General features: G+C 64.9%; 18 protein-coding genes. 15 read left to right on the top strand and 3 right to left on the bottom strand.

The window, feature by feature from the left end:
- The first annotated feature begins 99 nt into the window (after positions 1-99).
- From rpmG to lysS, 11 genes are all read left to right on the top strand, one after another.
- Positions 100-264 (top strand): 50S ribosomal protein L33, encoded by a 165-nt coding sequence (gene rpmG / locus L0D16_RS09475; protein ID WP_243031608.1) that lies wholly within the window; start codon positions 100-102, stop codon positions 262-264.
- Positions 264-446 (top strand): preprotein translocase subunit SecE, encoded by a 183-nt coding sequence (secE, locus tag L0D16_RS09470; RefSeq protein WP_243029178.1) that lies wholly within the window; start codon positions 264-266, stop codon positions 444-446. The genes rpmG and secE overlap by 1 nt, the downstream gene beginning before the upstream one ends.
- The gene (gene nusG / locus L0D16_RS09465) at positions 443-997 is read left to right on the top strand and encodes a transcription termination/antitermination protein NusG (protein WP_243031601.1); all 555 of its coding nucleotides are present in this window, start codon (positions 443-445) and stop codon (positions 995-997) included. Before secE ends, nusG begins: the two co-directional genes overlap by 4 nt.
- A gap of 44 nt (positions 998-1,041) precedes the next feature.
- Positions 1,042-1,485, top strand: a complete 444-nt coding sequence (rplK, locus tag L0D16_RS09460; RefSeq protein WP_015716108.1) for a 50S ribosomal protein L11 — start codon at positions 1,042-1,044, stop codon at positions 1,483-1,485.
- Positions 1,478-2,167, top strand: coding sequence for a 50S ribosomal protein L1 (rplA, locus tag L0D16_RS09455; RefSeq protein WP_243031581.1), 690 nt, complete (start codon positions 1,478-1,480; stop codon positions 2,165-2,167). The genes rplK and rplA overlap by 8 nt, the downstream gene beginning before the upstream one ends.
- Positions 2,168-2,371: 204 nt before the next feature.
- The gene (rplJ, locus tag L0D16_RS09450) at positions 2,372-2,893 is read left to right on the top strand and encodes a 50S ribosomal protein L10 (RefSeq protein WP_243031580.1); all 522 of its coding nucleotides are present in this window, start codon (positions 2,372-2,374) and stop codon (positions 2,891-2,893) included.
- A 10-nt stretch (positions 2,894-2,903) separates the two neighbouring features.
- Positions 2,904-3,281: a 50S ribosomal protein L7/L12 gene (rplL, locus tag L0D16_RS09445; RefSeq protein ID WP_243031578.1), complete on the top strand. Its 378-nt coding sequence runs from the start codon at positions 2,904-2,906 to the stop codon at positions 3,279-3,281.
- Between the two features lie 95 nt (positions 3,282-3,376).
- Positions 3,377-3,943 (top strand): UbiX family flavin prenyltransferase, encoded by a 567-nt coding sequence (locus L0D16_RS09440; protein ID WP_243031577.1) that lies wholly within the window; start codon positions 3,377-3,379, stop codon positions 3,941-3,943.
- Between the two features lie 75 nt (positions 3,944-4,018).
- A complete protein-coding gene (locus L0D16_RS09435) occupies positions 4,019-5,137 on the top strand; it encodes an acyl-CoA dehydrogenase family protein (protein ID WP_243031576.1) in 1,119 nt (372 codons plus the stop codon).
- Between the two features lie 41 nt (positions 5,138-5,178).
- A complete protein-coding gene (locus L0D16_RS09430) occupies positions 5,179-5,970 on the top strand; it encodes an isoprenyl transferase (RefSeq protein ID WP_243031575.1) in 792 nt (263 codons plus the stop codon).
- 143 nt (positions 5,971-6,113) lie between these two features.
- Entirely contained in the window at positions 6,114-7,244 is a 1,131-nt protein-coding gene (gene lysS / locus L0D16_RS09425; RefSeq protein ID WP_243031568.1) for a homocitrate synthase, read from the top strand.
- A gap of 2 nt (positions 7,245-7,246) precedes the next feature.
- Here lysS and L0D16_RS09420 read toward each other — a convergent pair whose 3' ends face one another.
- The 3 genes from L0D16_RS09420 to L0D16_RS09410 form a co-directional block, all read right to left on the bottom strand.
- Positions 7,247-7,453, bottom strand: coding sequence for a type II toxin-antitoxin system HicA family toxin (locus L0D16_RS09420; RefSeq protein ID WP_243031564.1), 207 nt, complete (start codon positions 7,451-7,453; stop codon positions 7,247-7,249).
- Positions 7,443-7,664, bottom strand: coding sequence for a type II toxin-antitoxin system HicB family antitoxin (locus L0D16_RS09415; protein WP_243031563.1), 222 nt, complete (start codon positions 7,662-7,664; stop codon positions 7,443-7,445). Before L0D16_RS09415 ends, L0D16_RS09420 begins: the two co-directional genes overlap by 11 nt.
- A gap of 86 nt (positions 7,665-7,750) precedes the next feature.
- Entirely contained in the window at positions 7,751-7,951 is a 201-nt protein-coding gene (locus L0D16_RS09410) for a type II toxin-antitoxin system HicA family toxin (protein WP_243031562.1), read from the bottom strand.
- Positions 7,952-8,073: 122 nt separating this feature from the next.
- Between L0D16_RS09410 and L0D16_RS09405 the strand changes: the two genes are divergently transcribed.
- From L0D16_RS09405 to lysW, 4 genes are read left to right on the top strand one after another with little or no spacing between them, the layout of a single operon-like run.
- Positions 8,074-9,336 carry a 3-isopropylmalate dehydratase large subunit gene (locus L0D16_RS09405; protein ID WP_243031561.1) on the top strand — a complete coding sequence of 421 codons (1,263 nt, stop codon included), beginning with the start codon at positions 8,074-8,076 and terminating at the stop codon, positions 9,334-9,336.
- Entirely contained in the window at positions 9,329-9,820 is a 492-nt protein-coding gene (locus L0D16_RS09400) for a LeuD/DmdB family oxidoreductase small subunit (RefSeq protein ID WP_243031560.1), read from the top strand. Before L0D16_RS09405 ends, L0D16_RS09400 begins: the two co-directional genes overlap by 8 nt.
- A gap of 9 nt (positions 9,821-9,829) precedes the next feature.
- Positions 9,830-10,147, top strand: a complete 318-nt coding sequence (locus L0D16_RS09395) for a paraquat-inducible protein A (protein ID WP_243031559.1) — start codon at positions 9,830-9,832, stop codon at positions 10,145-10,147.
- Positions 10,141-10,305 carry a lysine biosynthesis protein LysW gene (gene lysW / locus L0D16_RS09390; protein WP_243029151.1) on the top strand — a complete coding sequence of 55 codons (165 nt, stop codon included), beginning with the start codon at positions 10,141-10,143 and terminating at the stop codon, positions 10,303-10,305. Before L0D16_RS09395 ends, lysW begins: the two co-directional genes overlap by 7 nt.
- The last annotated feature ends 9 nt before the right edge of the window (positions 10,306-10,314 follow it).

Below are 10,314 nucleotides of genomic sequence, written 5' to 3'. Positions count from 1 at the left end.
TCGTGAGGGTGGGCGGACCGTGGGCGCCGGCGTGGTCACCAAGATCCTGGAGTAATCCTAGGGGCGGATAGCCGCCTCTTTGGGGAAAGGGGGTGAACCATGGCCAGCGAAGTCCGCATCAAAATCCTCCTGGAGTGCACCGAGTGCAAGCGCCGCAACTACGCCACCGAGAAGAACAAGCGCAACACCACCAGCAAGCTGGAACTCCGGAAGTACTGTCCTTGGTGCGATAAGCACACGGTGCACAAGGAAGTGAAGGTCTGATGTTTACCCGGATTGTTCGCTACTTCCAGGAGGCCCGGGCCGAGCTTGCCCGGGTCACCTGGCCCACGCGGGAGCAGATCGTGGAGGGTACCCAGGCCATTCTCATCTTTACCTTGGTGGCCATGGTGGTCTTGGGGCTTTACGATCTGGTCTTCCGCTTCTTGGTAGGACTCTTGCGATGAGCATTGAATGGTACGCGGTCCACACCTACGTGGGGCAGGAGGAAAAGGCCAAGGCCAACCTGGAGAAGCGGGTCAAGGCCTTCCGTATGGAGGACAAGATCTTCCAGGTGCTGATCCCCACGGAGGAGGTGGTGGAGCTCCGCGAGGGGGGCAAGAAGGAGGTCGTCAAGAAAAAGCTCTTTCCCGGGTACCTGTTCGTGCAGATGGACCTGGGGGATGAGGAGGAGCCCAACGAGGCCTGGGAGGTGGTGCGGGGCACCCCGGGGATCACGGGGTTTGTGGGCGCAGGCCACAGGCCGGTCCCCCTTTCCCCGGACGAGGTGCGGCATATCCTGGAGGTGTCGGGGCTTTTGGGCAAAAAGGAAGCCCCCAAGGCCCAGGTGGCCTTCCGGGAAGGGGATCAGGTGCGGGTGGTTTCCGGCCCCTTTGCGGATTTTACCGGCACCGTGACCGAGATCAACCCGGAAAAGGGGAAGGTCAAGGTCATGGTCACCATCTTTGGCCGCGAGACCCCGGTGGAGCTGGATTTCTCCCAGGTGGTCAAGGCTTAGGAGGCGTTCGCACCCCCAACTTGGGGGGAGCCTAGGAGGGAAAAATGAAGAAAGTCGTTGCGGTAGTGAAACTTCAGTTGCCGGCGGGCAAGGCCACGCCCGCACCCCCGGTGGGCCCAGCCTTGGGCCAGCACGGGGCCAACATCATGGAGTTCGTGAAGGCCTTCAATGCGGCCACCGCCAACATGGGCGACGCCATCGTCCCGGTGGAGATCACCATCTACGCCGACCGGTCCTTCACCTTCATCACCAAGACCCCGCCCGCCAGCTACCTGATCCGCAAGGCGGCGGGACTGGAGAAGGGGGCCCATAAGCCGGGCCGGGAGAAGGTGGGCCGCATCACCTGGCAGCAGGTCCTGGAGATCGCCAAGCAAAAGATGCCCGACATGAACACCACCGACCTGGAGGCCGCCGCCCGGATGATCGCCGGATCGGCCCGCTCCATGGGGGTGGAGGTGGTGGGTGCCCCGGAGGTGAAGGATGCCTAAGCACGGCAAGCGCTACCGGGCCCTTTTGGAGAAGGTGGATCCCGCCAAGGTCTACACCATTGACGAGGCTGCCCGGCTTTTGAAAGAGCTGGCCACGGCCAAGTTTGACGAGACCGTGGAGGTCCACGCCAAGCTGGGCATTGACCCCCGCAAGTCCGACCAGAATGTGCGCGGCACGGTTTCCCTGCCCCACGGCCTGGGCAGGCAGGTGCGGGTGTTGGCCATCGCCAAGGGCGAGAAGATCAAGGAGGCCGAGGAGGCCGGGGCCGACTACGTGGGGGGTGAGGAGATCATCCAGAAGATCCTGGATGGCTGGCTGGACTTTGACGCCGTGGTGGCCACTCCAGACGTGATGGGGGCCGTGGGCTCCAAGCTGGGCCGTATCCTGGGCCCGAGGGGGCTCTTGCCCAACCCCAAGGCCGGTACCGTGGGCTTCAACATCGGGGAGATCATCAAGGAGATCAAGGCGGGCCGCATTGAGTTCCGCAACGACAAGACCGGGGCCATCCACGCCCCTGTGGGCAAGGTGAGCTTCCCCCCGGAGAAGATCGCCGAGAACATCCGGGCCTTCATCAAGGCCCTCGAGGCCAGCAAGCCCGAGGCGGCCAAGGGCACCTTCTTGCGTTCCGTCTACGTGACCACCACCATGGGGCCTAGCCTTCGCATCAACCCCCATTCCTGAGGGAGTGTTAAGGGGGGCCTGGCTTGACGCCAGGCCCTTTTCCCTTTAGACTCGCCTATGGCACCCCGGGCGCTAGGGCGCCCAGGCCAAAGACAGCGGGGGGCTTGAGGCCTTAAACATCCCGCCGAGGCGCTTGCAGGGGGAGCGTTTCTCGGAAATCCGCAAAAGTCGGCTGGGGTTCCCCTGCCCCAAAGGGAGGAAGGCGTGCCCAATAAGCGCAACGTTGAGCTTCTAGCTGCCCTCAAGGAAAACCTTGAGCGGGCCCATGGCTCCTTCTTCCTGGTGAACTACCAGGGGCTTTCCGCCAAGGAGACCCACGCCCTCCGTCAGGCCCTGAAGGAGAAGGGGGCCAGGCTCTTCGTGGCCAAGAACACCCTGATCCGCATCGCCCTTAGGGAGCTGGGCCTGCCCGAGCTGGATGGGCTAGTGGGCCCCAGCGCCGTGGTCTTTTACCAGGACCCGGTGGCGGCGGCCAAGGCCCTTTCGGAGTTCGCCAAGAAGAACCCCAAGGGCATTCCCGAGGCCAAGGGCGGGCTTTTGCAGGGCCAGGTGCTTTTGGCCAAGGATGTGGTGGCCCTGGCGGAGCTTCCCACCATGGACGAGCTCAGGGCGGAGCTTGTGGGCGTGTTGCAGGCGCCCATGGCGGAGCTGGTGGGGGTCCTGGGCGGTGTGGCCCGCGAGCTGGTAGGCATCTTGGAAGCGTACGCGGAGAAGAAGGCGGCATAGGAGGTGGAGGATGGCTTTGGACATTGAACGCATCAAGGAAGAGCTTTCTCAGGCTACGGTTTTGGAACTCAAGCAGCTCATTGATGTTCTCAAGGAGGCCTGGGGTGTGACCGCGGCGGCGCCGGTGGCGGTGGCCGCGGCCCCTGCGGCGGCCCAGGCGGCGGCTCCCGTGGAGGAGAAGACCGAGTTTGACGTGATCCTCAAGGACGCCGGGGCCAAGAAACTGGAGGTCATCAAGGAGCTTCGCGCCATCACCGGCCTTGGCCTCAAGGAGGCCAAGGACCTGGCGGAGAAGGGGGGCCCCATCAAGGAGGGCATTCCCAAGGCCGAGGCCGAGGAGATCAAGAAGAAGCTGGAGGCCGTGGGCGCGGTGGTGGAGCTGAAGTAGCCCCCGTCCCACGGGGTGCCCCCCGGACCCCTTGGGGTCCGGGGTTTTGTGTTGGGGCCTCAAGTGGGGCCAAGGTTCAGGGGTAGCATGGGACCATGGCGGACCTTCCCCGGGTGGTGGTGGGGTTAACGGGGGCTAGCGGCATGCCCTATGCCCTGGACCTATTGCAAGCCTTGCAGGGCCTCGCCGAGGTGCACCTGGTCTTAAGCCAGGGGGCCAAGCGGGTCTTGTGGGAGGAGATGGGCCTAAGCCCGAAGGACCTCTACCCCTTGGCCCGCTGGGTGTACAAGGACGGCGACCTGGGTGCTCCCATTGCCTCGGGCTCCTTCCCCACCCGGGGAATGGTGGTGGTACCCTGCTCGGCCAGCACCCTGGCCAAAATCGCCCTGGGGCTGGCGGATACCCTCCTCACCCGAGCCGCCTACGTGCACCTGAAGGAGCGGCGCCCCCTGATCCTGGTGCCCCGGGAGGCTCCTTTGCCCCTTCCCACCCTGAAGGCCATGGTGCAGGCGGCGGAGGCGGGGGCGGTCATCCTCCCAGCAAGCCCGGGCTTTTATCACCGGCCCAAGGAGATCTCCGACCTCCTGGGTTTCGTCACCCAGCGCATCCTGGACCACCTGGGCTTGAAGGCCCAGCGGGCTCCCCGTTGGGGGGAGGGTTAAGCATCTGGGCTAAAGGGGGGCTTCTGCACTTAGTGTGACGTTTTTTTGCCAGCATGCAGTGTTACGATAGGGAAGATGACCCTGACCACCGAACAAAAACTGGTGCTGGACACCGTGCGCCAGGTGGCCAAGGAGGTCCTTTACCCCTTGGCCCCGGAGTACGACCGCACGGGGGAGTACCCCTGGCCCCAGCTAAAGGCCCTGGCGGAGCTGGGTTTCTTGGGCATGACCACCCCAGAGGAGTGGGGAGGGGTGGGGTTGGACTCCGTGACCTGGGCCCTGGCCTTGGAGGAGATTGCCGCCGCCGACCCCAGCGTGGCCGTGGTGCTCTCGGTGACCAGCGGGCTACCCCAGTACATGCTCCTCCGCTTCGGCACTGAGGCCCAAAAGCGAAAGTACCTCATCCCCCTGGCCCGGGGGGAGTGGATCGGGGCCTTCTGCCTTACCGAGCCCCAGGCGGGCTCCGATGCCGCCAGCATCCGCACCGAGGCCAGGAGGGTGCCTGGGGGCTTTGTGCTGAACGGACTGAAAAGCTGGATCACCTCCGCGGGCCAGGCCCAGCTTTACGTGGTCATGGCCAGGAGCGAGAAGGGCATCAGCGCCTTTTTGGTGGAGAAGGACACCCCAGGCCTTTCCTTTGGCCCCCCGGAGGCGAAGATGGGCCTCCACGCCGCCCACACCGCCGAGGTTCGCCTCGAGGAGGTCTTCGTGCCAGAGGAGAACCTCCTGGGGGAGGAGGGGAGGGGCCTGGCCTACGCCCTGGCGGGCTTGGATTCGGGCCGGATTGGGGTGGCGGCCCAGGCGGTGGGCATTGCCCGGGGGGCCTTTGAGATCGCCAAGGCCTATGCCGACGAAAGGGAGCAGTTCGGCAAGAAGCTGCGCGAGCACCAGGCCATCGCCTTCAAGATCGCCGACATGCACGTGAAGATCGTGGCCGCCCGGGCCTTGGTGCTGGAGGCCGCCAGGAAAAAGGACTCCGGGGAGCGGTTCACCCTGGAGGCCAGCGCCGCCAAGCTCTTCGCCAGCGGCATGGCGGTGGAGGTGACCCGGGAGGCGGTGCAGGTGCTGGGGGGGTACGGCTACCACCGGGACTACCGGGTGGAGCGCTACTACCGCGACGCCAAGGTGACGGAGATCTACGAGGGCACCTCGGAGATCCAGCGCCACGTCATCGCCCGGGAGCTATACCGCTAGCCCTTCCCTTTCTCATCCTCCCGCCTTAGGGTGGAAAGGGTATGGTCCGCCGCCTCCTCTCCCTCTCCCGGCCCCTCTACTGGCTTTACGAAAAGCGCCTCCTCCAGGAGGTAAAAGGAGGCCCGGTTCCCAAGCACCTGGGCCTGATCCTGGATGGAAACCGCCGCTACGCCCGGGCCTTGGGCCTAGCCCCCGTCAAGGGGCATGAGTTTGGGGTACAAAAGGCCTACGAGGTCCTGGAGTGGTGCCTGGAGATGGGCATCCGGACGGTGACGGTCTGGGTGTTTTCCACCGATAACTTCAGGCGCCCCCCCGAGGAGGTGGAGGAGCTCATGCGCCTTTTCGTGCGGGAGGCGGAGAGGATGGCGGAGGACCACCGCATCCTGGAGCACCAGGTCAGGGTGCGCTTCATCGGGCGGCGGGAGGGGTTTTCCCCGGAGGTGCTCAGGGCCCTGGAGCGCCTCGAGGCCCAGACCCAGGCCCACCAGGGCATGGTGCTGAATATCGCCTTGGGCTACGGGGGCCGGGAGGAAATCGTGGATGCGGTGAAGCGGCTTCTCCTCGAGGCCGATGAAAAGGGTCTTTCCCCCAAGGAGATTGCCGAAGGGCTCACCCCTGAGGAGATCGCCCGCCATCTTTACACTGCGGGTCTTCCTGACCCCGACTTCATCATCCGCACCTCGGGGGAGATAAGGCTTTCGGGTTTCCTCCTCTGGCAGTCCGCCTACTCGGAGTTCTACTTCGCCGACGTGCTGTGGCCGGAGTTCCGAAAAATAGACTTCCTGAGGGCCCTGCGTAGCTACCAGGCCCGTGAAAGACGGTTTGGCCGTTGACAAAAAGGCCGCTTTCGTATACCCTTACAGGCAAGATGCTGGCCCGTGAGAAAAAACTCGGCCGCCGGGGGGTAGGGTAGCCCCAGAGGTTTCCTTATCCCCCGGCCCGAAATCGGGCCGGTTTTCTTTTTGGGGAGGGGCGCATGCGGGAATGGAAGATTATAGATTCCACCTTAAGGGAAGGCGAGCAGTTTGAAAGGGCCAACTTTTCCACCCAGGACAAGATAGAGATCGCCAAGGCCCTGGACGAGTTCGGCGTGGAGTACATTGAGGTGACCACCCCCATGGCCTCCCCTCAGTCCCGCAAGGATGCAGAGGTCCTGGCCTCATTGGGCTTGAAGGCCAAGGTGGTGACCCACATCCAGACCCGGATGGATGCGGCCCGGGTGGCGGTGGAGACCGGCGTGCAGGGCATAGACCTCCTCTTTGGCACCAGCAAGTACCTCAGGGCGGCCCACGGGCGGGACATACCCCGCATCATTGAGGAGGCCAGGGAGGTGATCGGCTTCATCCGGGAGAAGGCCCCCCACGTGGAGGTGCGCTTCTCCGCCGAGGACACCTTCCGTTCCGATGAGCACGACCTTCTGGAAATCTACCAGGCCATTGCCCCCTACGTGGACCGGGTGGGTTTGGCGGACACCGTGGGCATCGCCACCCCCAGGCAGGTCTTTGCCCTGGTGCGGGAAGTGAGGCGGGTGGTGGGGCCCCAGGTGGACATAGAGTTTCACGGGCACAACGACACGGGCTGCGCCATCGCCAACGCCTTTGAGGCCATAGAGGCGGGGGCCACCCACGTGGACACCACCATCCTGGGGATTGGGGAGCGGAACGGGATCACCCCTTTAGGGGGTTTCTTGGCCCGCATGTACACCCTGCAGCCCGACTATGTGCGCAGAAAGTACAAGCTGGAGATGCTGCCGGAGCTGGACCGCATGGTGGCCCGGATGGTGGGGGTGGAGATTCCCTTCAACAACTACATCACCGGGGAGACGGCCTTCAGCCACAAGGCGGGGATGCACCTCAAGGCCATCTACCTTAATCCGGAGTCCTACGAGCCCTATCCGCCAGAGGTCTTTGGGGTGAAGCGTAAGCTCATCATCGCCTCCAAGCTCACGGGCCGCCACGCCATCAAGGCCCGGGCGGCGGAGCTGGGCCTGCACTATGGGGAAGAGGAGCTGGCCCGCATCACCCAGCACATCAAGGCCCTGGCAGACCGGGGGGAGCTGACCCTCGAGGAGCTGGACCGCATCCTGAGGGAGTGGATCACGGCATGAGGCTAGAGCTTGCGGAACTCCTCCTCGGTGAGGCCGGCTTGCTTCAGGATCTTTTTGAAGGTGCCCTTGGGAAGCTCTCCGCTATGGGAGGGAATCACCACGATCCGGCCATCGGGATGAGCGTAAAGCCGGTGCCCCCCTTTGGTCATGCGCTCCGCAAACCCCAGGCGCTGGAGCTTCCGGGCCACCTCCTCGGGCCTAGGCGGCATCTACCCCCACCTGCACCGTACGGACATCCTGGGGAAGGGGGCGGCCCAGTTCCTTCAGGTGGGCCAGCACCAGCTCCAAGGCTTCCTTGGCATGGGCCAAGGCTTCCTCGGGGCTGCGGCCAAAGGAATGGGCCTCGGGAATGGCGGGAAACTCGGCGATCCAGGTGCCCGGGGTTTCGGGGTCCTCGTAGACGAGGGCGGTGTAGGTCATACCCCCAGTATAGGAGGGGCAGTCCAGGGCCAGCTGACCCTCGAGGGGCTGGACCGCATCCTGAGGGGGTGGATCACGGCATGAGGCTAGAGCTTGCGGAACTCCTCCTTGGTGGGGCCCTGGTCCTCGAGGAAGGCCAGGAAGGTGCCCTTATCTTGTCGGTGGAAGGGGACCACGGGGCAGCGGCCTTGGGAATGGATGGCAACCCGCTGGCTTCCCTCGCCGCTCACCTTTTCCCAATCCAGCCCCTGCAACCTTCGCAGAACCCCTTGGGGCTTAGGCGGCATTCGCCATCCATCCCGCTGCAGGTTCGGGGAGGGCCGCCGAAGGCACCTCGGCTTGCCCGGCCCCGGGTTCCTGGGGGTCAGGGTGGATCCGGATTCCGTAGCGCTACATGTGGGAGGCGGGCATGGGCTTGACCTTGGCGGAAAAGATACTTTCCCAGAAGGCGGGAAGGGAGGTAAGGGCCGGGGAGCTTGTGGTGGTGGAGGTGGATCAGGTGATGGTGGTGGATTCCATCGCCGGAAGCTTCTTCAAGCGCCTGGAGTACCTGGGGGCCACCCCCCGCTACCCGGAAAGGGTTTCCATCGTCATTGACCACGTGGCCCCGGCGGCCAACCTGGAGGTAGCCAAGGCCCAGAAGGAGATCCGGGAGTGGGGCAGGAAGCACGGCATCCGGGTCTTTGACGTGGGAAGAGGGGTGTGCCACCAGGTGCTCATAGAGGAGGGCCTGGCCCAGCCGGGTTGGATCGTGGTGGGGTCGGATTCCCACTCCACCACCTACGGGGCGGTGGGGGCCTTCGGCACGGGTATGGGGGCCACGGACATCGCCTTGGCCGCCGCCAGCGGCCGCACCTGGCTTAGGGTTCCGGAAAGCGTTAAGGTGACCTTCCGGGGAAGGCTTCCTAGGGGGGTTACCGCCAAGGATGCCGCCTTAGAGATGGTCCGCCTCCTCACCGCCGAGGGGGCCACCTACATGGCGGTGGAGATCCACTTGGCGGACGGGGCCGAATCCTTGGGCCGGGGCGAGCGCATGACCCTGGCCAACCTCACGGTGGAGGCCGGGGCCAAGGCGGGGCTGGTGGTGCCTTCGGGGGAGATCCTGGATCTTTACCAGGTTCCCGGTTGGCTTTATCCCGACCCCGACGCCCGGTATGTCCGGGAGGTGGAGGTGGACCTCTCCACCCTTACCCCCCGGGTTTCCGTGCCCTTTTACGTGGATAACGTGGCCGAGGTTTCCGCGGTGCGGGGCAAGCGGGTGGACCAGGTCTTCATTGGCACCTGCACCAACGGGCGCCTCGAGGACCTCCGGGCCGCCGCCGAGGTGCTAAGGGGAAGGAAGGTGGCCCCCGGGGTGCGCCTTTTGGTGATCCCCGCCAGCTCCCAAGTCCTGGAGGAGGCCGCCCGGGATGGCACCCTCCTCACCCTGCTGGAGGCCGGGGCCACCCTGGGCACCCCGGGGTGCGGCCCCTGCATGGGGCGGCACATGGGGGTCTTGGCCCCGGGGGAGGTGTGCGTCTCCACCAGCAACCGCAACTTCCGCGGGCGCATGGGGGCTCCCGACGCCGAGATCTACCTGGCGAGCCCCCGCGTGGCCGCGGCCAGCGCCGTGGCCGGGTACATCGCCACCCCCGAGGACCTGGCCCCTTCACAGGAGGAAGCCCATGCCTAGGGTTTGGAAGTTTGGCGACCAGATCAACACCGACGACATCCTCCCCGGTAAGTACGCCCCCTTCATGGTGGGGGAGGATCGGTTCCACACCTTCGCCTTTGCCCACCTGCGGCCGGAGTTTGCCCAGGAGGTGAAGCCGGGGGACATCTTGGTCTTTGGGCGGAACGCCGGGCTTGGCAGCAGCCGGGAGTATGCCCCCGAGGCCTTGCGCAAGCTGGGCATCCGGGCGGTGATCGCCAAAAGCTACGCCCGCATCTTTTTCCGCAACCTGGTGAACCTAGGGATCATCCCCTTTGAATCGGAGGAGGTGGTGGATGCGCTAGAGGATGGGGATCAAGTGGAGTTGGACCTGGAAACGGGGGTTTTGTTGCGAGGAGGGGAGCGCTTTGCCCTTAGGCCTCCACCCCCGTTCCTGCTGGAGGCCTTGAAGGAAGGGTCGCTGTTGGACTACTACAAGAAGCACGGCCGCTTCCCGGGGGAGTAGACTGGACCCATGGAGGACCTGGAGATCACCTGCCCGGTGTGCGGCGAGGTCAGCGTGGTGCTGGCCGAGGACCTGGAAACCCTGGAAGTGGGGGATGTGCTGGAGTGCGAGGCCTGCGGGGCCTTCTTGGAGGTGGTCTCCTTGGATCCCCTCGAGGTGGAGGTGACGGAAGAGGGCCTGGAGGCCTTCTTTGTGGACTGCCCCCGTTGCGGCTACACCTTTGAGGTATCCGAGGAGGACCAAGGCCAGGAGGTGGAGTGCCCCGAGTGCGGCTTCCGCTTCATCCCTGACTGGAGCGAGGTAGAAGAGGAGGACGAGGAATGGTAGCCACTTGCCCGGAATGCGGAGCAGAGATTCAGCTGGAAAACCCTGAGCTTGGGGAGCTTATCGTGTGCGAGGACTGCGGTGCGGAGCTGGAGGTGGTGGGGCTAGACCCTTTGCGCCTGGAGCCCGCTCCGGAGGAGGCAGAGGACTGGGGGGAGTGATCCCGCCCT

It is taken from the genome of Thermus altitudinis, from assembly GCF_022760835.1.
Taxonomy (GTDB): domain Bacteria; phylum Deinococcota; class Deinococci; order Deinococcales; family Thermaceae; genus Thermus; species Thermus altitudinis.
Note: the sequence above shows the minus strand (reverse complement) of the source record. Positions and strands in the feature narration are given on the sequence as shown.

What these genes read in the sequence shown, in the direction of transcription:
- secE (WP_243029178.1), top strand. Translation starts at nt 264, where the DNA reads ATGTTTACCCGGATTGTTCGCTACTTCCAGGAGGCCCGGGCCGAGCTT.
- rplK (WP_015716108.1), top strand. Translation starts at nt 1,042, where the DNA reads ATGAAGAAAGTCGTTGCGGTAGTGAAACTTCAGTTGCCGGCGGGCAAG.
- L0D16_RS09435 (WP_243031576.1), top strand. Translation starts at nt 4,019, where the DNA reads ATGACCCTGACCACCGAACAAAAACTGGTGCTGGACACCGTGCGCCAG.
- lysW (WP_243029151.1), top strand. Translation starts at nt 10,141, where the DNA reads ATGGTAGCCACTTGCCCGGAATGCGGAGCAGAGATTCAGCTGGAAAAC.
- L0D16_RS09430 (WP_243031575.1), top strand. Translation starts at nt 5,179, where the DNA reads ATGGTCCGCCGCCTCCTCTCCCTCTCCCGGCCCCTCTACTGGCTTTAC.
- L0D16_RS09420 (WP_243031564.1), bottom strand. Translation starts at nt 7,453, where the DNA reads ATGCCGCCTAGGCCCGAGGAGGTGGCCCGGAAGCTCCAGCGCCTGGGG.
- lysS (WP_243031568.1), top strand. Translation starts at nt 6,114, where the DNA reads ATGCGGGAATGGAAGATTATAGATTCCACCTTAAGGGAAGGCGAGCAG.
- L0D16_RS09405 (WP_243031561.1), top strand. Translation starts at nt 8,074, where the DNA reads ATGGGCTTGACCTTGGCGGAAAAGATACTTTCCCAGAAGGCGGGAAGG.
- nusG (WP_243031601.1), top strand. Translation starts at nt 443, where the DNA reads ATGAGCATTGAATGGTACGCGGTCCACACCTACGTGGGGCAGGAGGAA.
- L0D16_RS09395 (WP_243031559.1), top strand. Translation starts at nt 9,830, where the DNA reads ATGGAGGACCTGGAGATCACCTGCCCGGTGTGCGGCGAGGTCAGCGTG.
- rpmG (WP_243031608.1), top strand. Translation starts at nt 100, where the DNA reads ATGGCCAGCGAAGTCCGCATCAAAATCCTCCTGGAGTGCACCGAGTGC.
- rplL (WP_243031578.1), top strand. Translation starts at nt 2,904, where the DNA reads ATGGCTTTGGACATTGAACGCATCAAGGAAGAGCTTTCTCAGGCTACG.
- L0D16_RS09400 (WP_243031560.1), top strand. Translation starts at nt 9,329, where the DNA reads ATGCCTAGGGTTTGGAAGTTTGGCGACCAGATCAACACCGACGACATC.
- L0D16_RS09440 (WP_243031577.1), top strand. Translation starts at nt 3,377, where the DNA reads ATGGCGGACCTTCCCCGGGTGGTGGTGGGGTTAACGGGGGCTAGCGGC.
- L0D16_RS09410 (WP_243031562.1), bottom strand. Translation starts at nt 7,951, where the DNA reads ATGCCGCCTAAGCCCCAAGGGGTTCTGCGAAGGTTGCAGGGGCTGGAT.
- rplA (WP_243031581.1), top strand. Translation starts at nt 1,478, where the DNA reads ATGCCTAAGCACGGCAAGCGCTACCGGGCCCTTTTGGAGAAGGTGGAT.
- L0D16_RS09415 (WP_243031563.1), bottom strand. Translation starts at nt 7,664, where the DNA reads ATGACCTACACCGCCCTCGTCTACGAGGACCCCGAAACCCCGGGCACC.